Consider the following 25,379-nt stretch of genomic DNA (forward strand, 5'->3'; position numbering starts at 1 on the left):
TCAATCCGATTCGACCCCTTCATCTACCGGAGCGTCCTGATGAAAGCCAGACCGTGCAAGCCATTCAGCCACATCCTCTTCGCCGCCGGGCTCAGCGCCCTGCTCTGCTCCACCTTCGCCCAGGCCGGTGAAGCGCTGGACCACATCCTCAAGGCCAAGGAACTGCGCGTTGCCGTGCCCGTCGACTACCCGCCCTACGGCTACGTCGGACCGGACATGGTGCCCCAGGGCCTGGACATCGATGTCGCCAACCTGATGGCCAACAAGCTCGGCGTGAAGCTGCAACTGGTGCCCGTGACGGCGCCCAACCGCGTGGCCTACATCCAGTCCGGCAAGGCGGATTTCACCATTTCGTCCCTGGGCAAGACCGCTGAGCGCGAGAAGGTCATCGACTACAGCATCGCTTACTCGCCGTTCTTCGACGCGGTGTTCGGCAAGGCCGAGTTGCCCGTCAAGTCCATGGGTGACATGGCGGGCAAAACCGTGTCCGTGACCCGTGGCTCGATGCAGGACAAGGAATTGACCGACATGGCCCCTGAAGCGATCACCAAGCGTTTCGAGGACAACAACAGCAGCATCTCGGCGTTCCTGTCCGGGCAGACGCAAATGGTCGCCATCGGCACCACCGTCGCCGCCGCGCTCAAACAGAAAAACCCGAACATGGACATCGCGCTCAAGGTGGTGCTGTCCAACGCGCCCAACTACATCGGCATGAACAAGGACGAGCCGGAGCTGCGCAACAAGGTCAACGAGATCATTCGTCAGGCCAAGGCAGACGGCACGCTGGACGCGATCTCGCAAAAATGGCTGGGCGCCCCGGCTGGCAACTTGCCGGAATAACCATGAGCGACTTCACCCCTTCCCTGGTCACCCTGGCGCGCTGGAGTTCGGGCCTGCAACGGGCGGACATTCCGCCAGCAGTGCAGGACGCCGCCAAGCGTTGCCTGATCGACACCCTCGGCGTGGCGCTGGCGGGCAGTCGCAGCACGGTCGCCGCCCAGGCCCGTGCGGTGATTGCGGTCACGGCGGGCGCAGGCGAATCGACGGTGCTGGGTCAGGCGCGAAACGCCGCCGCCCCGGCCGCAGCGTTCGCCAACGCTACCGCCGCCCACGCACTGGATTTCGACGACAACTGTTATCCCGGTTTCGTCCACGGTTCGGCGGTGATCCTGCCCGCCGCGCTGGCCGTGGCGCAGATGCGCGACCTGAGCGGCGCCCGCTTGCTGGCGGCCATCGTCGCCGGGGCTGAATGCGAATACGCGCTGGCCAAGGCGTTGACGCGGCAGATTTACGACCGGGGCTGGTGGACCACTGGCGTGCTCGGCGTGGTCGGGGCCTGTGCGGCGGCCTGTCATGGGCTGGGGCTGGACGCGGACCAGACCGCCGCTGCGCTGGCCCTCGCCATCGCAGGCACCGGCGGAATGAAAGCCGGGTTCGGCAGCGACGCCAAGATGCTCATGGCCGGTCGCAGCAGTGAAGCGGGCGTGATCGCGGCGCTGTTGGCCAGCCACGGCAGTCGCGGACCGCTGGACGTGATCGAGCATGAGAAGGGTCTGGCGGCGATGTTCAACGGCGGGCTGCTCAACCCCCTGCCCGCCCTGGGCAGTCGCTGGAGCCTGATTTACCCCGGCGTGGACATCAAACGGGTGCCGCTGTGCCTGTCGTCCCATGCCGCCATCGATGCCCTGCGCGAGTTACTCGATGAGGGCGAAGTCAGGGTCGAGGACATCGACGCGATCCTGTGCGACGTGCCCCCCATCGTGATCCAGAACCTGGTGCACGACGCGCCGGTCACCCGTCAGCAGGCCCAGTTCAGCATGCCGTTCGCGCTGGCGTGCACCGTGCTGCTCGGTGACATCACCCTCGCCTCACTGGACGCGACGGTTCTGGCACGCGCTGACCTGCAACAGCTGATGAAACGGGTCCGCATGGCGAGCAGCGCCCGTTGGCAAACCGCTCTGCTGGATTCAGCGCCCGAAGGGGCCTGGGTGAAAGTCCTGCGCCGCGACGGCACGTGGGTCGAGCGCTTTTGCGCGATGCCGGTGGGGTCCGCGTCACGGCCCCTGTCGAGCGCCCAGCTTCACCACAAGTTCATGCACTGCGCGACAGGCGTGTGGCCTGTCGCCCGCGCTGAACGCCTGTTCGATGACCTCTCGCACCTGGAAGACCTGTCCGGCGTTCGCGACCTGCTCACCTGCGAAACGCCCCCTGTGGAAACGATGCAATCATGACCCTCGATTTTTCTGTGGTACTCAAGCAATGGCCGCTGCTGCTCGACGGCCTGGCGCTGACGGTCGGCCTGACACTGATCGCGGCGGTCCTCGGCACGCTGCTGGGCATCGCCTGCGGGGTGATCCGCAGCAAAGGCCCACGCTGGGCGCGCTGGCTGATCGGCACGTATGTGGAGCTGATCCGCAACACCCCGTTCATCATTCAGCTGTTCTTCATTTTCTTCGGCCTGCCGGGGCTGGGCCTGAAGATGACGGCGCTGACCGCCGCAATTCTGGCCAACGTAATCAACCTCGGCGCCTACGTCAGCGAGATCGCCCGTTCCGGCATCGAAGCCACGCCCAACGGCCAGATCGAAGCCGCCGAAAGCCTCGCCCTCGACCGCTGGCAGATCTTCACCCGCGTGATCCTGCCGCCCGCCCTGAAACGGGTCTGGCCCGCGCTGGTGGGGCAGATGGTCATCATCATGCTCGGCTCGGCGGTGTGCAGCCAGATTTCGGCGGAAGAGCTGTCGTACGCGGCCAATCAGATCGCCAGCAACTCGTTCCGCAACTTCGAAACCTACATCGTCGTCGCGGCCCTGTACCTGCTGCTCTCCATCGCCCTGCGCCGCCTGCTGAACTGGGTCGGCCCGCATTTCATCTTCGGTCGCTGAGGGCCTGACATGTACGAATTCACGCTGTGGGACATCGCCAGGAACCTGCTGCTGGCGGCGCGCTGGACGGTCGGCCTGTCGCTGATCGCCTTCATTGGCGGCGGGCTGGTGGGTGGATTGCTGGTGGTACTGCGCCTGACGGGCACGCGCACCGTGCGCCGTCTGATCATGCTGTACGTGCAGCTGTTTCAGGGCACGCCGCTGCTGTTGCAGCTGTTTCTGGTGTATTTCGGCCTGTCGATGTTCGGCATCGAAACCAGCGCGCTGGTGGCCGCCTCGATCTGCCTGACGCTGTACGCCAGCGCCTATCTGAGTGAGATCTGGCGAGGCAACATCGAGTCCATCGACAACGGCCAGTGGGAAGCCGCGAGCAGCCTGGCCCTCAGTTTTGGCGAGCAGTTACGACACGTGATCCTGCCCCAGGCGCTGCGGTCCGGCATCGCCCCGACCGTGGGCTTCATGGTGCAGGTGGTCAAGGCCACGGCGCTGACCTCGGTCATCGGTTTCGTCGAAATGACCCGCGCCGGACAGATCATCACCAACGCCACGTTCCAGCCGTTCTTCATCTACGGATCGGTGGCGCTGATGTATTTCGCGCTGTGCTTTCCGCTGTCGCTGTACAGCCGCCGACTTGAACATCAACTTCGTCGCTAAGGACCTCTCATATGACTGCGTCATCTCACCACGACGCCGGAGCGGCCTTCGCTCTGGTGGACATTCGCGGCCTGCGCAAACGCTTCGGCGACAACGAAGTGCTCAAGGGCGTGGACCTGCAAATCGCCCGCAAGGAAGTGGTTTGCATCATCGGCAAGAGCGGCTCGGGCAAAAGCACCCTGCTGCGCTGCCTGAACGGTCTGGAACGCTTTCATGAAGGCTCGGTTGCCGTTGACGGTCAGCCGATCCAGCCCGACAACCGCGCCGCGATGCGCGAACTGCGGCAGAACGTCGGCATGATTTTCCAGGGCTTCAACCTGTTCCCGCACCTCACGGCCGGGCAGAACGTGATGCTCGCGCCCCGCCTGGTGCAAAAGACCGCCGGGGCTGACGCCGAACGGCAGGCGCGCAAGCTGCTGGAGCGGGTCGGCCTGGCCGAACGCTTCGACTATTTCCCGGATCAGCTCTCCGGCGGCCAACAGCAGCGGGTGGCGATTGCCCGTTCGCTGGCGATGAACCCGCAAGTCCTGCTGTGCGACGAGATCACCTCGGCCCTCGATCCCGAACTGGTCGGCGAAGTGCTCCAGGTCGTCGAGGGCCTCGCGGCCGAAGGCATGACGCTGATCATGGTCACCCACGAAATGGCCTTTGCCCGTCGGGTCAGCGACCGGGTGATTTTCATGCACCAGGGCTTGGTCCACGAAGCCGGACCGCCCCACGCACTGTTCGATAACCCGCAGACCGTTGAGCTGCGGCGCTTTCTTTCACTGGATCACTGACCGCTGCACGCGGCGCTGCTCATTCAAACACACGCTCAGAACCACAATCAGGAGACACCCATGGATTTCCCGTTGACCGTTCCACCGTCGAAAAAACACCAGAGCTTCCTGTGGTCGCCTATTTGCACTGACCTCGACCAACTCGACGCCCACGTCGCCATCCTCGGCATTCCGTTCGGCAAAGCGTATGTCGCCGAGCACATCAGCAACGACCAGAGCAAGGCACCGGATGCCATTCGCGCCATGAGCGACCGGATCTGCCGGGCCTTGCACCATTACGACTTCGACGTCGGCGGCCCGATCTATGACAACCGCGCGCTGAAGGTCGTGGACTGCGGCAACGTGCCCGCCGACCCCACCGACCTCAACAGCCACAGCCTGCGCGCCGAACAGGCCGTGCGCAAAATTCTCGACGCCGGGGCGATGCCGGTCATCCTCGGCGGCGACCACAGCATCCCGATCCCGGTGCTGCGCGCCTATGAGGGCCGTGGCCCGATCACCCTGATCCACATCGACGCGCACCTGGACTGGCGCGACGAGATCAACGGCGTGCGCGACGGCCTTTCCAGCCCGATCCGCCGCGCCTCGGAAATGGAACATATTGGGGAAATCTTCCAGATCGGCCTGCGCGCCCAAGGCAGCGGTCGCCCGGCGGATTACCAGGCCGCTGTCGATTACGGCGCGCACCTGATCACTGCCTATGACGTCCACGACCACGGCATGCAATCGGTGCTGGACCGGATTCCCGACGGCGGCCAGTTTTACCTGACCATCGACGCCGACGGCCTCGACCCGTCGATCATGCCCGGCGTGGCAGGCCCCGCGCTGGGAGGCATCACCTACGTGCAGATTCGCCAGTTGATTCACGGGCTGGTGAAAAAGGGCAAGGTCGTGGGCATGGACATCGTCGAGATCACCCCGGCCATCGACGTCAACAACCTCAGTTGCATCACCGCAGGGCGCCTCATCGTCAACCTGATCGGCGCCGCTGTGCGCGCCGATTACTTCGACGCGCCGCCGCTGTAACGCCTATCCCCGGATTCAGCGCCAAGGACGGCCCCCTCTCTTTCTGTAACCCAGGCCCGATCACCATGCCCACCCATACCCGCATCCGCATGTTCAACACCAAGGACACTTACCCCAACCAGTCACTGGACAACGACCTGTGCCAAGCAGTCCGCGCCGGCAACACCGTGTACGTGCGTGGCCAGTTGGGCACCGATTTCGACGGCAACCTCATCGGCCTCGGCGATGCACGCGCACAGGCTGAGCAGGCCATGAAGAACGTCAAACAGTTGCTGGAAGAAGCCGGCAGTCAGTTGCAGGACATCGTCAAGATCACCATTTACCTGATCGACCCTCGCTACCGTGAAGAGGTGTACCGCGAGGTCGGCAAATGGCTGAAGGGCGTGTTCCCGATTTCCACCGGGCTGGTGGTGTCGGCCTTGGGCCAGCCGCAGTGGTTGATGGAAATTGATGTGATTGCCGTTATTCCCGATTGAGCGGACCCAGCCTTCCAACTTCAGGTTCAAGGACAGCAGCGACATTGACGACTTATCGATGTCGCTGGCTGTTTAAACTCTGTCCAAGGTTACGCGTTGTTGATCACTTCCTTGCCTGCTTCCTAACTCCCCGCCTGACATCACGTCACTGCTTAGTTGTTAACGTCTCTCAACAGACTTCCTCATTTGAAGCGCTTTCAGTTTCCGTTCAGCTTTATGAGCGTACGCTCGAATTCAGACCCGAACATGCCTCGACCGAGTTCCCGAAACGTCTTTTCACATGACGAAAATGGCGCACGCCCCCCTGAAACAGGGGGCTTCAGCGCGACGGGCGGAAGATCATAGACGGAAATAATGACCCTTACATTTCAGTTTGAAAATAAACGTAGCACCGCTTATCGCGGCACATCATTCGATGAAAAACCAACGCGGCTTAAACGGAATTTTCATAATTAACACTCTATTGTCGGGCCATTAACGTTTATGAGTCCCTCCGCTGTTTAGAGCGCACTCCTGCAATTAAGGCACGGACAACCCATCGGTTTCAGTTCGATCACGGCTGCACCCGTTACAACGGTTTTACCCCTAAACGACGAGCGCTTTTAAACAAGTGGGCACGGACGTACCCGTGCGCCTCGATCATGCTGAACGAGTGGAGAGTATCAATGAGTCAGGACTTTCTTCCTTTTTCCCGCCCGACCATGGGCGACGAGGAAGTGGCGGCCGCCAGCCGTGTGCTGCGTTCAGGCTGGATCACCACCGGCCCCGAATGTCAGCGACTGGAACAGGCTTTCGCCGAGCGTTGCGGCGCGCAACAGGCCGTGGCGCTGTCGTCGGCCACCGGCGCCCTGCACATCACCCTTTTGGCGCTGGGTATCGGGCCTGGCGACGAAGTGATCACCCCGTCACAGACCTGGGTATCCACCGCCAACATGATCTGCCTGCTGGGCGCGACCCCGGTGTTCGTCGACGTGGATCGCGACACCCTGATGACCGATGCCGCCCGCATCGAGCGCGCTATCACTCCCCGCACCAAAGCCATCATTCCCGTGCATTACGCCGGTGCCGCCTTTGACCTCGACCCGCTGTACGCGCTCGCCGGGCGTCACGGCATTCCGGTGATCGAAGACGCCGCCCACGCTGCGGGCACCGGCTACAAGGGCCGTCCCATCGGCGCGAAAGGCACGGCGATCTTTTCCTTCCACGCGATCAAGAACATGAGCTGTGCCGAGGGTGCAATGTTCGTCAGCGATGACGCGCAACTGGCGGATCGCGTGCGTCGCCTGAAATTCCACGGCTTGGGTGTCGACGCTTACGACCGCCTGACTCATGGCCGCAAACCCCAGGCCGAAGTGATCGAGCCGGGCTTCAAATACAACCTGGCCGACATCAACGCCGCCATCGCCATGGTGCAATTGGAACGACTGAAAGCCATCAATGCCCGGCGCACCGAACTGGCTAATCATTACCTCGAACGCCTGGCGGGCAGTCCGGTGCTGCCGTTGGCCCAACCGCACTACGACCAGCACCACGCCTGGCACCTGTTCATCGTGCGCATCGACCCGGAACGCTGCGGGCTCGACCGCGACGCCTTCATGAAGGCCCTGCAAGCGCAGAACATCGGCAGCGGTATCCATTTCATCGCCACCCACCTGCACCGCTATTACCGCCAGCGTTTCCCGGACGTCAGCCTGCCCGACACCGAGTGGAACTCGTCGCGGTTGTGTTCCATTCCGCTGTTCCCGGACATGACGATTGCCGATGTCGATCGCGTGGTCCGCGCCATTGAATCGACCCTGACATTCAAAGGGGAAGCCCGCTCGTGAAACCGTATCCCATCCACCGCGTGTCGATCGTCATCCCGGTCTACAACGAAGAACAGAGCCTGCCTGAACTGCTGCGCCGCACCGAGGCGACCTGCGCGAAACTGAGCGTGCCAGCGGAAATCATTCTGGTGGACGACGGCAGCCGCGACGATTCCGCCGAGATTCTGCTGGAAGCCAGTCAACGGGAAGGCAGCCCGGTGGTCGCCGTCATCCTCAACCGCAACTACGGGCAGCACGCCGCGATCATGGCCGGGTTCGGCCAGTGCAAGGGCGACCTGGTGATCACCCTCGACGCCGACCTGCAAAACCCGCCTGAAGAAATTCCGCGCCTGGTCGCCCTCGCCCAGCAGGGCTATGACGTCATCGGCACCGTGCGGGGCAATCGTCAGGACTCAGCGCTGCGCCGCTGGCCGTCGAAGCTCATCAACCTCGCCGTGCAACGTTCCACCGGCGTGGCCATGACCGACTACGGCTGCATGCTGCGGGCGTACCGCCGCAGCATCGTCGACGCCATGCTTTCGTGCACCGAGCGCAGCACCTTCATCCCGATCCTGGCCAACAGCTTTGCCCGTCACACCACTGAAGTGGTGGTCGAGCATGCTGAGCGCGAGCATGGGGAATCGAAGTACAGCGCCATGAAACTGATCAATCTGATGTTCGACCTGATCACCTGCATGACCACCACGCCGCTGCGCCTGCTGAGCATCATCGGGTTCAGCATGGCCGCGCTGGGCATCGCCTTCGCCAGCCTGCTGATCGTCTTGCGCCTGATGTTCGGCGCCGCCTGGGCCGGTCACGGCACCTTCGTGCTGTTCGCGGTGTTGTTCGTGTTCACCGGCGGCCAGTTCATCGGAATGGGCCTGCTGGGTGAATACCTGGGCCGCATGTACAGCGACGTCCGCGCCCGCCCGCGTTACTTCATTGAACGCGTCGCACGCAGCACCCCCGCGACGCCGGTCAGCAAAGTCGATTCCCCCGCTCTCTTGAACAAGGTGGCCCCATGAGCCTCAACGCCGTTGTTTTTGCCTACCACGATATCGGTTGCGTCGGGATCGAAGCCCTGCTCAACGCGGGCTACACGATTTCGGCCGTGTTCACCCACGCCGACGATCCCAGGGAAAAGACCTTCTTCGGCTCAGTTGCGCAACTCTGCGCGCAACACGACATCCCGGTGCATGCGCCCGAGGATGCCAATCATCCGTTGTGGATCGAGCGCATCGGCAAACTGGCCCCGGATTTCATCTTCTCGTTCTACTACCGCCACCTGCTGAGCGAGACCCTGCTGGCCTGCGCGAAACACGGTGGCCTGAACCTGCACGGTTCGCTGCTGCCGAGCTATCGCGGTCGCGCCCCGGCCAATTGGGTGCTGGTCAACGGCGAAACCGAAACCGGCGTCACCCTGCACCGCATGGTGAAACGTCCCGACGCGGGCGCCATCGTCGCCCAGCAACGCATCGCCATCAGCGCCACCGACACCGCGCTGACGCTCCACGGCAAACTCCGTAGCACCGCCGCCGACCTGCTGGCCGACACCCTCCCGCTGTTGGGCCAAGGTCAGCTGTCGGGCACCGAGCAGGATGAATCCAGGGCCAGCTATTTCGGTCGCCGCACCGCTGCGGACGGCCTGATTGACTGGCAGCAACAGGCCTCGCGCCTGTACAACCTGGTGCGTGCCGTGACCCAGCCTTACCCCGGCGCGTTTTGCCCGGTGGGCGAACACAAACTCATCGTCTGGGGTTCGCGGGTCCAGTCCGGCAATGCCGGTCAGGCACCGGGCACCGTCATCAGCTGCGACCCGTTGCGCATTGCCTGCGGTGAGGATTCACTCCTGATCACCGCTGGCCAAAGCGGCGACGACGGCCTGTACCTGAGCGGCGCGCAGCTTGCCCGCGAATTCGGGCTGGTGGAAGGCTCGCGCCTGTTGGGGGGTGAAAAACGCCGCCCAGTCCGCCGCACCCGCGTGTTGATCCTCGGGGTCAACGGCTTCATCGGCAACCACCTGTCCGAGCGCCTGCTGCAGGACGACCGCTATGAAATCTTCGGCATGGACATTGGCTCTGACGCTATAGAACGCCTGCGCAGCCACCCGAACTTCAACTTCATCGAAGGCGACATCAGCATCCACACCGAGTGGATCGAGTACCACATCAAGAAGTGCGACGTGGTGCTGCCGCTGGTGGCCATCGCCACGCCCATCGAATACACCCGTAACCCGCTGCGTGTGTTCGAGCTGGACTTCGAAGAGAACCTGAAAATCGTCCGCTACTGCGTGAAATACAACAAACGGGTGATCTTCCCCTCGACCTCGGAAGTCTATGGCATGTGCCAGGACCCAAGCTTCAACGAAGACACGTCGAACCTGGTCGTCGGCCCGATCAACAAACAACGCTGGATTTACTCGATTTCCAAGCAGCTGCTGGACCGGGTGATCTGGGCCTACGGCCAGAAAGGCCTGCAATTCACCCTGTTCCGGCCGTTCAACTGGATGGGCCCGCGCCTGGACCGTCTGGACTCCGCGCGCATCGGCAGCTCCCGGGCCATCACACAGCTGATCCTGCACCTGGTGGAAGGCACGCCGATCCGGCTGGTGGACGGCGGCGCGCAGAAGCGCTGCTTCACCGACGTGGTCGATGGCATCGAAGCCCTGGCGCGAATCATCGAAAACCGCGACGACCGCTGCAACGGCCAGATCATCAACATCGGCAACCCGGACAACGAAGCAAGCATCCGTCAGTTGGGCGAGGAGCTGCTGCGTCAGTTCGAAGCGCATCCGTTGCGTGACAACTTCCCGCCGTTCGCCGGTTTTCGCGAAGTCGAAAGCCAGTCGTTCTACGGCAAGGGCTATCAGGACGTCAGCCACCGCAAACCCAGCATCGACAACGCCCGTCGCTTGATCGACTGGGCGCCGTCCATCGAACTCAGCGAAACCATCGGCAAGACGCTGGACTTCTTCCTGCGCGAAGCCATGGCCGAAAAGGCGCATGCCCATTGATCCCGGCGGGCCTGCGTATTGACGTCGATACCTATCGCGGCACCCGTGACGGCGTGCCGCGCTTGCTGGACCTGCTCGACGAAGCCGGGATCAAGGCGACGTTTTTCTTCAGCGTCGGCCCGGACAACATGGGGCGCCACCTGTGGCGTCTGGTCCGACCGCAATTCTTCTGGAAGATGCTGCGCTCCCAGGCGGCCAGCCTGTATGGCTGGGATATTTTGCTGGCGGGTACGGCGTGGCCGGGCAAGCCCATCGGTCGTGACCTCGGGCCGTTGATGCGCCGCGCCCAGGCAGCGGGTCATGAAGTCGGCCTGCACGCCTGGGATCACCATGGCTGGCAGGCCAATGCCGGACGCTGGACCCCGGCGCAACTGACCACGCAGATTGGGCGGGGGGTCGATACCCTGTCCGATATTCTGGGTCGGCCGGTGACCTGTTCCGCTGCGGCCGGGTGGCGCGCCGATGAACACGTGGTAGAGGCCAAACAGGCGTTTGGCTTTCGCTACAACAGCGATTGCCGGGGCCACAGCCTGTTCCGTCCGCTGCTCGCCGATGGGCAATCGGGCACCCCGCAGATTCCGGTGGACCTGCCGACGTTCGACGAAGTGGTCGGTCCGCAACTGGACCCCAGCGCGTTCAACGATTACCTGCTGCAACGCTTCACTCCCGGAAAGCTGAACGTCTACACGGTCCATGCAGAAGTCGAGGGCATCGTCATGGCCGACCCCTTCCGCCGTCTGCTGGCTCAGGCAAAGGCCCATGACGTGCGCTTCAAACCCCTCGGCGACTTACTGCCCGTCGAGCCTGAAAACCTGCCCATCGGGCATTTGGTGCGCGGCGCATTGCCGGGGCGTGAAGGCTGGCTGGGAGTGCAGCAGCCATGACCCGTTCTCAACACATTCTGCTGCTGGGAGCGGCATTCCTGCTGGCCTACCTGTTGCCGCTGGGCTTCCACGGCCTGTGGATTCCCGACGAAACCCGCTACGCGCAAATCAGCCAGGAAATGCTCCACAGCGGCAACTGGGCCGCGCCGCATTTCATGGGCCTGCGCTACTTCGAAAAACCGGCCGGCGGCTATTGGCTGATTGCTCTGGCGCAAGCGGTGTTTGGCGAGAACCTGTTCGGGGTGCGTTTCGCCTCGGCGTTGAGCACCGGCCTGACTGCTGTGCTGGTCTATCTGTTGGCGGAGAAATGGTGGCAAGCGCCGCGCAAAAGCTTCGCCAGCACGCTGCTGTTCATGAGCTTTGTGTTCGTCGCCGGGCAAGCGGGCTACGCCAACCTCGACCCGCCATTCACCCTCTGGGTGAGCCTCTCGCTCTTCGCCTTCTGGTTCGCCGTCTCCAGCGTCGGCAGGCGTCGGGTCGGGTATTGGGCGCTGTTGGGCGTGGCCTGTGCGATGGGCTTCATGACCAAAGGTTTTCTGGCCCTGGCGCTGCCGGTGATCGTCGCCCTGCCCTACATGGTCTGGCAGCGCCGCCTGCGCGAACTGCTGACCTTCGGCCCGATTGCCGTGGTCGTCGCCGCCGTGGTGTGCCTGCCGTGGGTGCTCACGGTGCACCTGCGCGAGCCGGACTTCTGGCGGTTCTTCTTCTGGCATGAACACGTGCGTCGTTTCGTCGGCAGCAACGCCCAGCACGACGAGGCGTGGTGGTTCTACTTGCCGCTGCTGGTGGGCGCGAGCGTGCCGTGGGCGGTGCTGCTGCCGGTGACGTTCAAACAGGCGTGGCACGAGCGTCGCCGTCCGGACATCGGTTTTCTGCTGTGCTGGTTGCTGGTGCCGCTGGCTTTTCTGAGTCTGAGCAACGGCAAGCTGCCGACCTACATTTTGCCGTGCCTGATCCCCCTCGCGCTGTTGATGGGCCACGGGCTGGTGGACCGGTTGAACGTCGGCACGTCCCTGTCCTTGCGGCTTAACGGCTGGCTGAACATGGCCGTCGGCGCGGTCGGGTTGATCGCCTTGGTGGTCATGCAGATCAAAAAATCGGTCTATGACCACGAGCCGCAACACCTGACGATCGCCGTGATCGTGCTGGTCGGTTGGGTGGTCGCCAATGCCTTGCAGGGCCTCAAGCCGCTGCGTTTCTGGCTGGCGCCGGCAGTCGGCGCCTGGCTGGCCATCGCGCTGCTTCCGGCGGCGCTGCCCAACAGCGTGGAATCCAACAAGACCCCTGATCAGTTCGTCGCCCGCCATCAGCCGGAACTGGCGGCCACGACCCACCTGCTCAGTAACGACCTTGGCGTGGCGGCGGCGCTGTCCTGGCGACTCAAGCGCAACGACGTGGTGTTCTACGACACCCGTGGCGAGCTGGAATACGGCCTGAATTACCCGCAGACCACGGTCCGCGAAGTGGACTGGCATCAGGTCCAGGGTTGGATGATCAACGCCCGCCGCACCGGTTCAGTGGGCGTGGTGATGCGTGGCGACGGCAAAGATCAACAATATGAACTGAGTTTGCTGCCGAACGACGGACAGCAATATCAAGAAGGCAATCTGTTGATTCTGATCTTCGACAGGACATCGTCATGACCCTCGCCCTCTTGCTCAGCGCCTGCCTGCTGACGTGCCTCGGGCAAATCGCGCAAAAGCTCACCGTCGAGCACTGGGGCGGCTTTTTTCCGGGCGTCGCCGGGGCGTTGACCAGCGGCTGGCTGTGGTTGGCGCTGGTCTGCCTGGGGAGCGGCCTGTTGCTGTGGTTGCTGGTGCTGCAACGGCTGGACGTCGGCATCGCCTACCCCATGCTGGCGCTGAACTTCGTGCTGATCACCCTCACCGGCCGTTACCTGTTCAATGAAACGGTGGACCGTCGGCACCGGTTGGGCCTGGCGATGATCCTTGTCGGCGTGATGCTGCTGGGGCGTCAGGCATGAACGTGTCGGTGATGCCCACACCCGTCGCGACCCGTCGCGGGCTGGGACTCGCCCTGTGCAGCGTGGCGTTGGTAAGCGCGGCGCAACTGGCCATGCGCTGGAGCATGCTGCGCCTGCCGCAACCGATGCAATGGGCGAGCGCGCTGCAGACCGGGACAGTCGACCTGACGGCGCTCGGCGTGGTGCTGACCGCTATCGTCGTCTACGGCCTGTCGATGCTCTGCTGGCTCGGCGCCCTGCGCGACCTGCCCCTCAGCCGGGCCTATTCGCTGCTCAGCCTCAGCTACGCGCTGGTGTATGGGTTGGCGGCCCTCCTCCCCTTTTTCAACGAGACGCTCACCGTTCCCCGAACGGTGGGCGTGACCCTGATCGTGGTTGGTGTGATCACGATCAATTTCCGGCGTGACAGCGATCACGGCGCCAAGGAGTTCTCCCGATGAAAATCAGCGTCTTCGGTAGCGGTTATGTGGGTCTGGTGCAAGCGACCGTTCTGGCGGAAGTCGGCCACGATGTGGTGTGCATGGACATCGATCCGGCCAAGGTCGAGCAGTTGAGCAAAGGCCACGTGACCATTTACGAACCGGGTCTGGAAAGCCTCGTCCGGGAAAACCTGGAAGCCGGTCGGCTGCATTTCACGGTGGATGAACAGCGCGCCGTCGAACACGGCGAGGTGCTGTTCATCGCAGTCGGCACCCCGTCACGGGCCGATGGTTCGGCGGACTTGAACGGGTTCTTCGCGGTGGGCGAATCCATCGCCCGGCACCGCATCGAGCCGGTGATCATTGTCGAGAAATCCACCGTACCCGTAGGCAGCGGCGACGCGTTGCGTAGCCACATCGAACATCACCTGCGCCAGTCGGCCCGGTTGCTGAAATTCGATATCGTCTCCAACCCCGAATTCCTCAAAGAAGGCTCGGCTGTGAAAGATTGCCGTCGCCCGGACCGCATCGTCATCGGCTGTGGCAACCCCGACGTGTTCCCGGTGATGCGCGAGCTGTACGCGCCGTTCAACCGCAACCATGACCGCATCATGTTCATGGACTTGCGCAGCGCCGAGCTGACCAAATACGCCGCCAACTGCATGCTGGCGACCAAGATCAGCTTCATCAATCAGATCGCTGAGCTGGCCGAACACCTGGGGGCTGACGTTGAATCGGTGCGCCTGGGCATCGGCGCGGATTCGCGCATCGGCTACGACTTCATCTACCCCGGCTGCGGCTACGGCGGTTCGTGCTTCGGCAAGGACATTCGGGCGCTGATTCACAGCGCGCGGGAGGCCGGTTGTTCCAACGACCTGCTGAACGTGGTGGAGAACATCAACGAACGGCAGAAGAACAAGCTGTTCGACCGGATCAATGCGTTCTACAAGGGCGAATTGCGCGGCAAGACCTTCGCGCTGTGGGGCCTGGCCTTCAAGCCGAACACCGACGACATGCGCGATGCACCGAGCCGCGTGCTGATGGAAGCGTTGTGGGCAGCGGGTGCGACGGTGCGTGCGTTCGACCCGGAAGCCATGCAGGAAACCCAGCGCCTGTACGCGGAGCAGCCGAACCTGATGCTGATGGGCACGCCGGAATCGGTGTTGCTGGGCGCCGATGCGCTGATCGTCTGCACCGAATGGCAACAGTTCAAGGCACCGGATTTTGACCTGATCCAGCAACGCCTCAAAGCCCCGGTGATCTTCGACGGCCGCAACCTCTACGACACCGAACGCATGGCCAAACGCGGCTTTCAGTACTACCCCATCGGGCGTGGTGAATCCTGCAACCTGCCCATCCCCCAGCAACAATGGGCGCCGTATGAGCTGCTGGCCAACCACCACGCGGTCTGACACGCCGCCCTCCCCGTAGCCGTCCGGCGTGGCGGCGGCAGCGCCCCTCTGCCGCCACGGTCGGCACGTCGCGGTGCTACGGGCCGGGTAATCTGACGAGGATGTAATCCTCTTTATCGAACCGGCCGTTGAGCAGCACCGGCAGCTCACTGAGCCGGGTGCCGTGGAGTTTCTGGAAATCGTTGTTGCTCATGACCACGTTCGCCGGGCCTTGCACGGACAGCAGCTGTTCCGGGGTGTCGGTGAACACCGGTTGCAGGTCTTCATCGACGTTGACCATGAATTTGATCGCCTTGGCGTCTTTCCCCATCGAATGCAGAACCAGCGGCGCCTTGTCCGACCGCGTCGCTTCGCGCACCGCTTGAGTGAAATGCCGGGTGTCGTACAGCGTGCGTTCGGTTTTTTCAAACACGCCGATGTAGCTGATCCACACGGCCAGCACCGCACAGGCGGGTAGCCCATAGAGCCGCAAGCGCGGCCGCATCAGCAGCGGTAACGCGACCAACTGCAAGATGCCCAGCACCGCGAGAATCGGGCCGATGTCGCTGAGGGCTTCGGGAAAACGCGGACGCACCGCCAGCAACCCCGCCATCAACACACCGGGAATGAAGCAACAGAAGGTCAGGATGAAACCACGCAGCCACCAGAAGCTACGCCCTGCACGGACTTGAAACGGGTACGCGGCAACAATCGCCGCCATGGGCAACATCGGCAGGATGTAGCGCGCTTTCTTGGCTTGGGGAATCGACAACCCGACCATCACCGTCAAACCGGCAAAGGCACACACGTACAGCAAATCCAGCGCTTCGCTCCGCTGTTTTCTCGCCACCACCGCCACCGTCGCCAACACCACCAGCGCGAGCGGGTAAGCCAGCGCATAGTTGCCGAACGCACTGCTGAAGTACCAGAACACCGGGCTGCTCCCCTCGCTGCCGTCCATGCGTGAGGTGAACTGCATGCGCACGACCTCGGCCAGCAATGCCTCCCCTCCGCTGATTCTCGCCAGCAGCAACAGCACCAGCACGCACGCCAACAGCAACACGACGGCCGCCAGCCCGACTGTCCAAAGACGGCGCCATTGCCGGTTCAAAACGTAATAGCTGCAGAGGACACCGGCGGGCACCACCAGTCCAATCGGGCCACGAATCGCGAAGCCGAGTATCAACAGCGCGAACACGGCGCTCAAGCGTCGGGCCGAACCAAAGTGATCGGTGGCGTAGGCGAGGTAAAACACGGCGAACGACACCGTGGCGAGCATCTGATCCAGCGACACGGCGCGGGTTTCGGTGATGAAGGTATTGCTCAGTAGCAACAAGGCGATGCTGAGCCATGCCCAGCGGCGCGAGTACGGCGACAGCAACCGGTACATCAACCCCACCATCACCGCTGACGCGATGCAGGTCGGTAGCCAGGCGCTGAAACTGGTGACCTGACCGAAGGGCAATGAACCGAGGTAGATCAACCACGTCGTAAAACCCGAGTAGTCCGGGTACGGCTCGCCGTAAGTCGTGGGGAATACGCCTGGACCGTGACGCAGCATTTCCTGCGCGAACATCACGAAGCGAGAGTCGAATCCGATGATGCTCAGGTGCCAGCTGGCCGTCACGAATAACAGAAAGGCCAGTCCTCCTGCCCACCAGGCGTGGCGTCTGGCCCGAGCCGGGGTGACACCCGACAGAAACTCGGAAGCGATCACTGTCAATACAGACTCCTGTGGGCACGCGGATCGGTTAACGACTGCCGGAAGCGTAGACGTGATCCAGAGATTACGTGATGGCCTGTCGTCCACGACGGTTCACTGCGAAGCACAGCAGCCGCATGCACATTAGCATTGCAATGCGGCGATAACGACGTCCGTTTTTATTTCTCGCCCACTGTATTACTGCAAGCGTGCACGCATGAAAAGTGAAGAATGACAGTATCGTCAATGGCAGTTCGTCACAGAGCGTTAATGGTTGGGTGTCAAACTTTCGTGAAAATTGCATGCGCGGCCCATGACGTCTTTGTGACACGTTTCGGTGCTGGCTTCTGTGATCGAACGTCAGCGATAACATCCCGCCAAAGCCTGCAAAATAGAGCTGTTGAGCGGCGAGGCAAATGTGAAAACGATTTTCACAAACGCTTCACTCCCTGTTGACTCTGACTCGCTTACTTTGAATCAACGCGACGCACTTATCTCGACTTAGTTTGAAAGTTGCGTCCTGAATCCTTTTTATTTATTGCGGGGCTCGTCATGACGCTCAACTTCAGCCACGCCCTGGATCAATTGAACGCGCGGTATCAGGCGCTGGGAAAGTTATCCCGTTTAATGGTGTTTAGTATGGCAATGCTGGCATTGGCCGGGGTGACCACTCTGGCGTTGCGACCGCCACCCTTGACTGACCTCTCGGACGGCCATCGTCTGCGCAGGATCAATTTTTTCCCGCTCTGGGCTCAGGGCGATCTGGTGGTACTCACCCGTCACGCTGAGCGCTGCGATCACTCCACCAACCCCTGCCTCGCACAACCCGACGGCATTACGGTCAAGGGAAGCCGCGTTGCCGAACAGTTGGGGCGTACGTTTCAGGCCTTGGGGCTGGATCAAGCCACGATTTACAACAGTCCGCTGCGCCGCACCGAGCAGACGGCCGCGTTCGCCTTCAACCGCGCGCCCGTGGCTCAGGACTGGTTGATCAATTGCCGCAAATCGATGCTCGACGACGTCCTCAAACACAAGATGGATGGGTACAACCTGATTCTGGTGACCCACAGCGAGTGCATCAGCGAGGTTGAAAAATCCCTGAACGTCCGCGCCCCGGTCACGCTGGATTACGGCTCATCGCTGATCGTCTCCGTGAACCGCAAAGACCACAGCGCCACCGTATTGGGCTATATCGACGCGCAGGACTGGAACACCGTCCTAGCCAAACGCCCCTGACCCACGCCTTTTCCTTCACCCGCCTTTCGGAACATCAGACCGTGCACAACAGCCGAAACCGTTTCTACTTCAAGCATGTGGGTGTCCCGTTGCTGCTGGCCTTGATCCTCTTCGTCAGCTTCGATTTGACGGGGCTGGACGTGATCCTCAGCGACTGGATGTACAACACGACCACCCAGGCCTTCCCGCTTCAACACAACAAACTGTTTGAAACCATCACCCACAAGTGGGCGCGGATCATTCCGAACTGGACCGGCGAAGCCGCTATCATTGGCGCGTTGCTGTCGTTCATCTGGCCGCGATTCAAGGCCGAACAACACGTGAAGATGATGGCCTGGCTGGAGAAAATCCGCGTGGCGCCCTTGCTGCGTTTCCTCACCCGCCATCGCCGGGACCTGCTGTTCGTGGTCTTCGCGTTTTCCATCACCACCGGCGCGATCCACTATTTCAAGAGCCACACCAGCATCTATTGCCCGATCGAAACCACGCTGTACGGCGGCATCGAAAAGCAAAAGGAATGGTTCGAGAACTTCAACCTGCTGCATGACGCTGGCAAAGGGCGCTGCTGGCCGGGTGGTCACGCATCGGGGGGGTTCACCATGATGGCGCTGTTTTTCGTGGCACGGCGTTACCGCTGGCGTCACGCCCGCAAGCTGATGGGCTTCGCGCTGGTGCTGGGCATGGTCTACGGCACCACGCGGGTGCTGCAAGGCTGGCACTTCATGTCCCACACTTTTTGGGCCGGCATTATCGTCTGGTTCTCGATGTTCCTGACCGCGCTGGCCTTCTATGGGCGGGCCAGGCTGGACCCCGGCATCGAACTCAAGCCCGCGCCCAAACCGCTCACACCGACAATTGTCCCGGTGCCTCAAGCACAACGGTAAAACGGCAGCCCGCCGGTTCCCGGCTGGTCAACGTCACGGTCCAGTGCTGATTGCCACAAATCCGCTGGACCAGCGACAACCCTAATCCGAGCCCTTCTCCGCGCTGTTCGTCGCCCCGCACAAAGGGCTGGAACATCGCCTGCTGCTTCTCCAGCGGAATCCCGATCCCGCTGTCTTCGACCGTAAACCCATGGGCATGCAACGTCAGCCGGATGAAGCCCGTGTCGGTGTAATGCCAGGCGTTGCGCAACAGGTTGCCCATGACCGAACGCAGCAGCGGCTCGTTGTACAGCCCTTCAGCTTCATCACAGGGTTCATAAATGAACGTCAGGTTTTTCTCTTCGATAGGCGCACGCCAGACCTCAAGCAATTCGTCGGCAATCTGTGACAGTGTGCCGCGCTGGCCTTGTGGCGCGTTCTTGCCTTCAGTCCGCGCCAGCAACAGGAAGGTTTCCACCAGTTGATTCATGCCCGCCGTGGCTTTGCTGATACGTTGCACCTGCGTTCGTGAACGCTCGTCCAGACGCGGGTATTCCAGCAGCAGCTCGCAGGACGTCGCCAGCACCATCAGCGGCGTGCGCAATTCGTGGCTGACATCGCTGGTGAACAGTTTCTCGCGCCCCAACGCCGCCCGCAGGCGTCCCAGGGTTTCATCGAAAGATCGCGCCAGCGCGCCGACTTCGTCCCTGGCATACCCGTTGGCCAGCACCGGCGCCAATTCGAGCAGTTGATCACGATGACGCACCTGCCCCGCCAGGCTCGACACCGGTGCCATCACCCGCGACGCCAACAGGCGGCCGAGCAGCACCGCCAGCAGCACGCTCAGAATGAAACCGACCAGGACCACGCCAAACAGAATCCGCTCGCGCTTGGCGAACGAACGTTGGTCGCGCAACAGCACGTAATGCCGCTCCCCGACAGACGCCACCATCGCGTAATAGGCGCGCTTGCCACGGAAAAATTCCTGAAAGCCGAGGGGCAGGCCCCGCAGGTCATCGGCCATGGCCAGATCGCTCGCGCCATCATCGGCATAGAACAGCTCGCCTTTTTCCGGGCGATGGCGCCATTCCTCGACATTGTCCAGCTTGAGCAGGCGGTGCAGATTGCCGCTCATGTTGATGGCCGTCAGACGTTTTTCCACGACGTGCACGGTGGCGATGATGCCCACCGCGAACACGCCGGCCACCAACGCGCTCATCAACGCAAAAACGATCACGATCCGCTGTTTCAGACTGTGTTTGATATCCATGGGGTTCCGTGCGTCACTCAGATCAGGGCTTGCGCCGCCGGGCTGATTATCCGGATGCCATGTCATGGTTTCGTCAAAACGTGGACGGTGAAGCGCAGCGTGGGGTGAATGCCCCGGAGGCTAAGGCGTCGCGGGCCGCATCATCAACATCACCGCCGCGCAGATCGCCATCAACACACACGTCGCGATGAACACGATGGGCATTCCGAAGTGTCCGCCGAGATACCCGCCCGTCAACGGCCCCAGCACCTGGCCGACGTACTGGCTGGACGTCGAGTAGCCCAACATGCGCCCCGCGACCTGATCCGGCACTGAATGCCGGATAATCGCCGCGATACACGGCAGCAGCCCGCCCAAGGCAACGCCCATCAAAAAGCGCAACGCCACCAGTTGCCATTCGTTGGTCACGAAGGCCTGGGGAATCAACAGCACGGCCGCTGCGATCAAACACCCCATCACCACTTTCCAGTGGCCGATGCGGTCTGCGAGCTTGCCGATCCGCGAGGCCGACAACACACTGGCCAGTGCCGTGGCGGACATCACCAGCCCCGCCATCACGGTCACGTTTTCCGTGTGCAATTGCGTGAGGTACACCGTGATGATGGGTTCGATGGACATGATCGAAAACATCACCAGGCACGCGACCACGAACATGGTGATCACCGGCCGCTTGTCCGGGATCAAATCCCAGGGCCGCACGGCGACAGGCCTGGCTTCGCCTGCCGCACGCTTGGGCCTGGGCGCTTCTTTCATGATGAACAGCGTGGCGAGAAACGTGAGGAAGATCACGCCACCGGCCAGGAAAAAGGTGTTGCGGATGCCGATCAGCGGCGGCAAGAATCCGCCAATCAACGGCCCTGTGAGATTCCCCGCCATGATCCCCGACGAGAGCATGCCCAACGCCCAGCCGGAGCGTTCCTTGGGCGTCTGGGTCGCCACCAGAATCGTCGCCCCGGACGCATACCCGCCCAACAAGCCTGCCAGCAGCCGCAAACCCACCAATTGGTAGATGTTTTCTGCCAGACCGATCAGCGACATCGCCACGGCCATGCCCAGACTGGCGCGAATCAACATCAGCTTGCGGCCGTAACGATCTCCCAACCGACCCCACAACGGCGCGGTGAATGCGGCAGACAGAAAGGTCGCCCCGAACGCCGCGCCGGACCATTGCACAATGGCCGCGGGGTCGCTGACACCCAGGTGTTCGACGTACAGCGGCAGGAATGGCAACAGCAAGGTCATGGCGATGATCGTGGTGAACGACCCGGCGACGCACACCGCCAGGTTGCGCTTCCAGTGTTCTTCGAGGATTGCAGCGGGGGGTTGAGCGGTCATCTCTGATCCGTGCACAGGACATGTCCGTACACGGTAGAGGGTTGATTCCCATAAATAAAATTCATGTTTTTTATGCAGTGGATTCCAGGGAGGAATGACTGAAACTGCCTGGTTTTTGCTCCTGGCAGCGAATGCCTACGCGTGACGCCGGTACATCAGACAGAGACATGTCTGGCATACCGGCGCTTCGCGAATGAATTCGCTCCTGCAGCTTGAATCAGGCGCCGGTCAACTCACTTCCCGTCCTGTGCGTGCTGTGCCGCCTGTTCGATCAGCGCTGCCACTTCTTTCGGGTGGGATTCGTACACCGCGTGACTGGCGCCTGGGATCTCAATGGTGTGCGCGTTGGCGCGCTTGGCGTACATGCGCTCCAGATCGGGGTTGATGATGCGATCAGACTTGGCCACCGCGTACCAGCTCGGCTTGGTCTTCCAGGCCGCGACAGTGGCCGCCGTGGTGAACACCGAGGCCGACGTCAGGGACTGGCTGTGAGCTTCGAACTCGGCCTGAGCCTTGGGCAGATCGGCGGCGAAATCCGCTGGGTAAAACGCCGGATCGAGGTACAGGAAACCGTCGTCGGTCTTTTTCACCGCCTTGGTCGCGTTCGGGTACAGCTTACCGTTGGCGGCCTCGGTCTCGCCGACGTCCAGCGCGTGGGCGGCGATGTACACCAGACCCGCGACGTGGCTGTCTTCGCCCGCGTCGGAGATGATCGCCCCGCCGTAGCTATGGCCGACGAGGATGGTCGGGCCGTCCTGCATCGCCAGGATGCGTTTGACGGCGGTGACGTCATCGCTGAACGACGTCAGCGGGTGCGCGGCGATGGACACGTGATAGCCGTCTCTCACCAGAATGTCGTACACCGGCTTCCAGCCCGCGCCGTTCACGAAGGCGCCGTGGACGAGCACGATGTTTTTCACAGGGGCCGCTGAAGCGGCAGTGGCGAATCCGGCGGTGGCCAGGGCGAGTGCGGCGACAGCGAAGGCGGAACGGACGTGACGAAACTTCATGGCGTGACCTCAAGCGGTAAGTAGGGGTGAACGCCGCAGCGTTCAGTCAGTGACCGCAGCAAGACGAACCCGACCGGCGGTTATTCCACCGCTCGCACAATTATTTCGAGCCGCGCCGACGCATCGCCCTTCGCCCACACCGGGCATCAGCCCCGTTGATGACGTGTATCGACACGCACCATTTCAGCTGCGTCCCGCCCGCTCCCTAGAATGGCGCCATACCCGAGCCAACCTCTGAGCCCGGCACAGCGGATCACGTGGAGCCTGCCATGAAAACCTTTCTCTTCATCGCGTTGTCGTTTTTCAGTGTGTTCACCTTTGCCGACGATACGGTCAGCCACGCCACGGCGGCGGCGGTCCAGGACGGCCAGTACGATTACACCCAGGACCTGGACATCGCCAAGGTCGTGCGCATCAACACCGCCAGCAACGCCCCTGGGGAATGCGGGCCGGTGAAGGCGCAAATCGAGTACGTCGACAGCAAGGGCGTCAGCCACACACTTGAATACACCCGTCTGGGTGACGACTGCCAGAACGGCTGATGTGTAACGCAGGGTTCTGCGTGGTCGGCAAATGGGGTTAGAGTAGTCACGCTGGCCCCACGACTGAGACCGGATCGTGGGGCACTTTCCATTCAATTGACTGAAGGAAGTCCCGCGTGAATCAACCGTCTCACCCAGCAAAAATCGCCGAATTGATCGTCGACGCCATGCGCGACGGCCAGAAAATCACCGAGATTCGCCCTGATTACATCCCTGCCGATGCGCCGAGTGCCTACGCCCTGCAACGGGAAATCCTGCGGTTGCGAGACACCACGGTCGGCGGCTGGAAAGTGGGTTCGAAAGCCACCCATGGCGGCCCCATCACGGGCGCATTACTCCCGGAAGACGGCCTGTTTGCCAGTGGCAGCCAAGTTGAGATTGTCGACTATCCACACCCGATCCTCGAACTTGAAATCGCCTTTCGCCTGAACCGCGAATTCACGCCCCGCACCGAGGCCTATTCCGATGAGGACGTGCTGGGCAGCATCGGCTCCATGGGCGCCACCATTGAGATCGTCTCCAGCCGGTTCAGAGCCTGGCCAAAGATCGACCCGCTGCTGGCGCTGGGCGACCTGCTCAACCACGGGGCACTGATCGTCGGCGATTTCGTGCCGTACGACGCCAGCTTCCCCTTCGTCGAACCCGCCGTGACCTTCACCTATGCCGACGAAGACATCGTACCCGGCGACGGCGCCAACCCGGCGGGCGACCCGCGTCGCCTGCTGCCGTGGGTGGTCAACCACCACACGCAAAACGGCCAGAGCGTGACGGCGGACCTGATCATCACCACCGGCTCGTACACCGGCATGTATTTGACGAAGGGGCCGGGTGTGGCCTTCGGAGAGGTTCGTGGATTACCGCCGATATCCGTGGAGTTGATCTGACCGGGCATGGGCTTCACTGTGGGAGCGAATTCATTCGCGAATAATCGTCCAGGCGACAGACAGGTGGCGGATGTACGAACGCCTTGCAAATGAATTCGCGCCTACAGGGGCGTCACGCCTTGCCGAACGTGACGTCCAGCGACATCGCGTCAGTGTGGCGCATCGGGTTGTTGCCCTGGCCGAGGGTGTCGTCGTTCGGGTGCATGTAGGTCATGCCCGTGCCCAGGGTCTGTGTCAGGAAGTCCCCGCCCTTGCGCATCGCATCGGTTGAACCGTCATAGAAACCCGCCACGGTTTTGTTGCCCGCCGAGTCGGCCGAGACGATGTCGCTCGATGCCTTGTCCGCCACGCTCTGGCTGTCGCCCACTTCGAAACCCTTGCCATCGGTGGCATGGATTGCGGCGTTGCGGCCGTCGATGTCGCTGGTGTTGATGAACCCGTTGTAGAACTCCAGACGGCTGGCGTCCGGCTTGTACTGGCCATCGGCATCGGCCTGTTTGAGCAATCCGGTGGTGTCGTTCTCGAACTTCATCGTGCCTTTCTGGCCGGGCTGCAGGGTCAGCTCGGCCGTCAGTTGATCGTGCTGGTCGAACTGCCCGATCTTGATCGGGTGATCCTGAGTGTTGGTGATGTTGAACGCGCGCGGACCACTGCCCGCGACCGGATTGTCTCCCGTGGCAGCCGTGCTGCTGGCGCTGTTCGTGGAAGGCGTGGCCGTGGCCGGGTCGGCTGTGGCGGTTTGCGGTTCGGCAGCCGCTGTTTGCGGTGTCGAGGTCGGCGGTGTCGCTGTCTGGCGCGCAGGCTGAGCCGACTGATCGGTTTGCGGGGGCTGCGCGGCGGCGTTCGTCACCGGCTTCTGCGATTGGCCCGGCGAACTGCCATTGCCTGCGCCATCCGAGGGGGGCTGCGGCGCATTCTGGTTGTTTTGCATCATCTGCGCGATGAGCTGGAGTATCTGTTGCACCAGGTCACGGACCTGATTGCCCAAGCTGTCGTTGCCGTCCGCCGGTGCCTGAGCTGCCGCGACCCGACTGTCGCTCAACGCCGCAGGCTGGCCGCCAAAATTGACTTGCCCGCCTGCCCCGGCTGCCCCACCAAAACTGACCATCCCACTCTGAGCGGATGAACCTCCACTGCCCTTGAACGCGTCCTTGTGGGCGAAGTCGCGGGTGTCCAGGCCAAAGCCCTGCTGGGCGGGACCGAGTATTTTCATAGACATCTG

24 protein-coding genes are annotated in these 25,379 nt (G+C 62.3%); 19 read left to right on the top strand and 5 right to left on the bottom strand.

Going from position 1 to position 25,379, the window contains the following annotated elements:
* Positions 1-39 precede the first annotated feature (39 nt).
* The 15 genes from ACWKWE_RS04710 (at position 40) to ACWKWE_RS04780 (ending at position 15,336) form a co-directional block, all read left to right on the top strand.
* Positions 40-840, top strand: a complete 801-nt coding sequence (locus ACWKWE_RS04710; RefSeq protein WP_166594631.1) for a transporter substrate-binding domain-containing protein — start codon at positions 40-42, stop codon at positions 838-840.
* A 2-nt stretch (positions 841-842) separates the two neighbouring features.
* Positions 843-2,231 (top strand): MmgE/PrpD family protein, encoded by a 1,389-nt coding sequence (locus ACWKWE_RS04715; protein WP_483849821.1) that lies wholly within the window; start codon positions 843-845, stop codon positions 2,229-2,231.
* Entirely contained in the window at positions 2,228-2,884 is a 657-nt protein-coding gene (locus ACWKWE_RS04720) for an amino acid ABC transporter permease (protein ID WP_483849822.1), read from the top strand. Before ACWKWE_RS04715 ends, ACWKWE_RS04720 begins: the two co-directional genes overlap by 4 nt.
* Before the next feature lie 9 nt (positions 2,885-2,893).
* Entirely contained in the window at positions 2,894-3,538 is a 645-nt protein-coding gene (locus tag ACWKWE_RS04725) for an amino acid ABC transporter permease (protein WP_483849823.1), read from the top strand.
* Positions 3,539-3,549: 11 nt separating this feature from the next.
* A complete protein-coding gene (locus ACWKWE_RS04730) occupies positions 3,550-4,317 on the top strand; it encodes an amino acid ABC transporter ATP-binding protein (RefSeq protein WP_483849824.1) in 768 nt (255 codons plus the stop codon).
* A 60-nt stretch (positions 4,318-4,377) separates the two neighbouring features.
* A complete protein-coding gene (locus ACWKWE_RS04735) occupies positions 4,378-5,343 on the top strand; it encodes an agmatinase (RefSeq protein ID WP_341958153.1) in 966 nt (321 codons plus the stop codon).
* Between the two features lie 65 nt (positions 5,344-5,408).
* Complete coding sequence (locus ACWKWE_RS04740) at positions 5,409-5,819, top strand: RidA family protein (RefSeq protein ID WP_166594637.1); 411 nt, start codon at positions 5,409-5,411, stop codon at positions 5,817-5,819.
* 665 nt (positions 5,820-6,484) lie between these two features.
* Positions 6,485-7,645, top strand: coding sequence for a UDP-4-amino-4-deoxy-L-arabinose aminotransferase (gene arnB / locus ACWKWE_RS04745; protein ID WP_483849825.1), 1,161 nt, complete (start codon positions 6,485-6,487; stop codon positions 7,643-7,645).
* On the top strand, positions 7,642-8,649 hold the full coding sequence (gene arnC / locus ACWKWE_RS04750; RefSeq protein WP_483849826.1) for an undecaprenyl-phosphate 4-deoxy-4-formamido-L-arabinose transferase: 1,008 nt from the start codon (positions 7,642-7,644) through the stop codon (positions 8,647-8,649). Before arnB ends, arnC begins: the two co-directional genes overlap by 4 nt.
* Positions 8,646-10,637, top strand: a complete 1,992-nt coding sequence (gene arnA / locus ACWKWE_RS04755; RefSeq protein ID WP_483849827.1) for a bifunctional UDP-4-amino-4-deoxy-L-arabinose formyltransferase/UDP-glucuronic acid oxidase ArnA — start codon at positions 8,646-8,648, stop codon at positions 10,635-10,637. Before arnC ends, arnA begins: the two co-directional genes overlap by 4 nt.
* Positions 10,637-11,521: a 4-deoxy-4-formamido-L-arabinose-phosphoundecaprenol deformylase gene (arnD, locus tag ACWKWE_RS04760; RefSeq protein ID WP_483849985.1), complete on the top strand. Its 885-nt coding sequence runs from the start codon at positions 10,637-10,639 to the stop codon at positions 11,519-11,521. Before arnA ends, arnD begins: the two co-directional genes overlap by 1 nt.
* Positions 11,518-13,164: a lipid IV(A) 4-amino-4-deoxy-L-arabinosyltransferase gene (gene arnT / locus ACWKWE_RS04765; protein WP_483849828.1), complete on the top strand. Its 1,647-nt coding sequence runs from the start codon at positions 11,518-11,520 to the stop codon at positions 13,162-13,164. Before arnD ends, arnT begins: the two co-directional genes overlap by 4 nt.
* Entirely contained in the window at positions 13,161-13,505 is a 345-nt protein-coding gene (locus ACWKWE_RS04770) for an EamA family transporter (RefSeq protein ID WP_483849829.1), read from the top strand. The genes arnT and ACWKWE_RS04770 overlap by 4 nt, the downstream gene beginning before the upstream one ends.
* A gap of 11 nt (positions 13,506-13,516) precedes the next feature.
* Positions 13,517-13,945, top strand: coding sequence for a 4-amino-4-deoxy-L-arabinose-phosphoundecaprenol flippase subunit ArnF (arnF, locus tag ACWKWE_RS04775; RefSeq protein ID WP_483849830.1), 429 nt, complete (start codon positions 13,517-13,519; stop codon positions 13,943-13,945).
* Complete coding sequence (locus ACWKWE_RS04780) at positions 13,942-15,336, top strand: UDP-glucose dehydrogenase family protein (protein WP_483849831.1); 1,395 nt, start codon at positions 13,942-13,944, stop codon at positions 15,334-15,336. The genes arnF and ACWKWE_RS04780 overlap by 4 nt, the downstream gene beginning before the upstream one ends.
* A 76-nt stretch (positions 15,337-15,412) precedes the next feature.
* Here the strand turns inward: ACWKWE_RS04780 and ACWKWE_RS04785 are convergent, their stop codons facing one another.
* The gene (locus tag ACWKWE_RS04785; RefSeq protein ID WP_483849986.1) at positions 15,413-17,014 is read right to left on the bottom strand and encodes an ArnT family glycosyltransferase; all 1,602 of its coding nucleotides are present in this window, start codon (positions 17,012-17,014) and stop codon (positions 15,413-15,415) included.
* Positions 17,015-17,656: 642 nt separating this feature from the next.
* On the opposite strand from ACWKWE_RS04785, the gene pmrG reads away from it, so the two are divergent.
* Complete coding sequence (gene pmrG / locus ACWKWE_RS04790; RefSeq protein WP_483849832.1) at positions 17,657-18,253, top strand: lipopolysaccharide core heptose(II)-phosphate phosphatase PmrG; 597 nt, start codon at positions 17,657-17,659, stop codon at positions 18,251-18,253.
* A 41-nt stretch (positions 18,254-18,294) separates the two neighbouring features.
* Positions 18,295-19,137, top strand: coding sequence for a phosphatase PAP2 family protein (locus tag ACWKWE_RS04795; RefSeq protein ID WP_166594644.1), 843 nt, complete (start codon positions 18,295-18,297; stop codon positions 19,135-19,137).
* On the opposite strand, the gene ACWKWE_RS04800 is transcribed toward ACWKWE_RS04795, so the two are convergent.
* From ACWKWE_RS04800 to ACWKWE_RS04810, 3 genes are all read right to left on the bottom strand, one after another.
* Positions 19,097-20,386: a sensor histidine kinase gene (locus ACWKWE_RS04800; protein ID WP_483849833.1), complete on the bottom strand. Its 1,290-nt coding sequence runs from the start codon at positions 20,384-20,386 to the stop codon at positions 19,097-19,099. The genes ACWKWE_RS04795 and ACWKWE_RS04800 overlap by 41 nt on opposite strands.
* 120 nt (positions 20,387-20,506) lie before the next feature.
* Complete coding sequence (locus ACWKWE_RS04805; RefSeq protein ID WP_483849834.1) at positions 20,507-21,721, bottom strand: MFS transporter; 1,215 nt, start codon at positions 21,719-21,721, stop codon at positions 20,507-20,509.
* Between the two features lie 233 nt (positions 21,722-21,954).
* The gene (locus ACWKWE_RS04810) at positions 21,955-22,731 is read right to left on the bottom strand and encodes an alpha/beta hydrolase (protein ID WP_483849835.1); all 777 of its coding nucleotides are present in this window, start codon (positions 22,729-22,731) and stop codon (positions 21,955-21,957) included.
* Positions 22,732-23,000: 269 nt separating this feature from the next.
* Here ACWKWE_RS04810 and ACWKWE_RS04815 point away from each other — a divergent pair, with 269 nt between their 5' ends.
* Together ACWKWE_RS04815 and ACWKWE_RS04820 are read left to right on the top strand one after the other, a co-directional pair.
* Positions 23,001-23,273 carry a DUF2790 domain-containing protein gene (locus ACWKWE_RS04815; RefSeq protein WP_401143601.1) on the top strand — a complete coding sequence of 91 codons (273 nt, stop codon included), beginning with the start codon at positions 23,001-23,003 and terminating at the stop codon, positions 23,271-23,273.
* Between the two features lie 116 nt (positions 23,274-23,389).
* On the top strand, positions 23,390-24,157 hold the full coding sequence (locus tag ACWKWE_RS04820; protein WP_483849836.1) for a 2-keto-4-pentenoate hydratase: 768 nt from the start codon (positions 23,390-23,392) through the stop codon (positions 24,155-24,157).
* A gap of 112 nt (positions 24,158-24,269) precedes the next feature.
* On the opposite strand, the gene ACWKWE_RS04825 is transcribed toward ACWKWE_RS04820, so the two are convergent.
* Positions 24,270-25,376: a hypothetical protein gene (locus ACWKWE_RS04825; RefSeq protein ID WP_483849837.1), complete on the bottom strand. Its 1,107-nt coding sequence runs from the start codon at positions 25,374-25,376 to the stop codon at positions 24,270-24,272.
* Between the last annotated feature and the right edge of the window lie 3 nt (positions 25,377-25,379).

The sequence above is a fragment of the Pseudomonas salicis genome, from assembly GCF_057128705.1.

Excerpts from the sequence above, each read along its gene's own strand:
- ACWKWE_RS04710 (WP_166594631.1), top strand. The coding sequence starts at position 40 with ATGAAAGCCAGACCGTGCAAGCCATTCAGCCACATCCTCTTCGCCGCC.
- ACWKWE_RS04715 (WP_483849821.1), top strand. The coding sequence starts at position 843 with ATGAGCGACTTCACCCCTTCCCTGGTCACCCTGGCGCGCTGGAGTTCG.
- ACWKWE_RS04720 (WP_483849822.1), top strand. The coding sequence starts at position 2,228 with ATGACCCTCGATTTTTCTGTGGTACTCAAGCAATGGCCGCTGCTGCTC.
- ACWKWE_RS04725 (WP_483849823.1), top strand. The coding sequence starts at position 2,894 with ATGTACGAATTCACGCTGTGGGACATCGCCAGGAACCTGCTGCTGGCG.
- ACWKWE_RS04730 (WP_483849824.1), top strand. The coding sequence starts at position 3,550 with ATGACTGCGTCATCTCACCACGACGCCGGAGCGGCCTTCGCTCTGGTG.
- ACWKWE_RS04735 (WP_341958153.1), top strand. The coding sequence starts at position 4,378 with ATGGATTTCCCGTTGACCGTTCCACCGTCGAAAAAACACCAGAGCTTC.
- ACWKWE_RS04740 (WP_166594637.1), top strand. The coding sequence starts at position 5,409 with ATGCCCACCCATACCCGCATCCGCATGTTCAACACCAAGGACACTTAC.
- arnB (WP_483849825.1), top strand. The coding sequence starts at position 6,485 with ATGAGTCAGGACTTTCTTCCTTTTTCCCGCCCGACCATGGGCGACGAG.
- arnA (WP_483849827.1), top strand. The coding sequence starts at position 8,646 with ATGAGCCTCAACGCCGTTGTTTTTGCCTACCACGATATCGGTTGCGTC.
- arnT (WP_483849828.1), top strand. The coding sequence starts at position 11,518 with ATGACCCGTTCTCAACACATTCTGCTGCTGGGAGCGGCATTCCTGCTG.
- ACWKWE_RS04770 (WP_483849829.1), top strand. The coding sequence starts at position 13,161 with ATGACCCTCGCCCTCTTGCTCAGCGCCTGCCTGCTGACGTGCCTCGGG.
- arnF (WP_483849830.1), top strand. The coding sequence starts at position 13,517 with ATGCCCACACCCGTCGCGACCCGTCGCGGGCTGGGACTCGCCCTGTGC.
- ACWKWE_RS04780 (WP_483849831.1), top strand. The coding sequence starts at position 13,942 with ATGAAAATCAGCGTCTTCGGTAGCGGTTATGTGGGTCTGGTGCAAGCG.
- pmrG (WP_483849832.1), top strand. The coding sequence starts at position 17,657 with ATGGCAATGCTGGCATTGGCCGGGGTGACCACTCTGGCGTTGCGACCG.
- ACWKWE_RS04800 (WP_483849833.1), bottom strand. The coding sequence starts at position 20,386 with ATGGATATCAAACACAGTCTGAAACAGCGGATCGTGATCGTTTTTGCG.
- ACWKWE_RS04805 (WP_483849834.1), bottom strand. The coding sequence starts at position 21,721 with ATGACCGCTCAACCCCCCGCTGCAATCCTCGAAGAACACTGGAAGCGC.
- ACWKWE_RS04810 (WP_483849835.1), bottom strand. The coding sequence starts at position 22,731 with ATGAAGTTTCGTCACGTCCGTTCCGCCTTCGCTGTCGCCGCACTCGCC.
- ACWKWE_RS04815 (WP_401143601.1), top strand. The coding sequence starts at position 23,001 with ATGAAAACCTTTCTCTTCATCGCGTTGTCGTTTTTCAGTGTGTTCACC.
- ACWKWE_RS04825 (WP_483849837.1), bottom strand. The coding sequence starts at position 25,376 with ATGTCTATGAAAATACTCGGTCCCGCCCAGCAGGGCTTTGGCCTGGAC.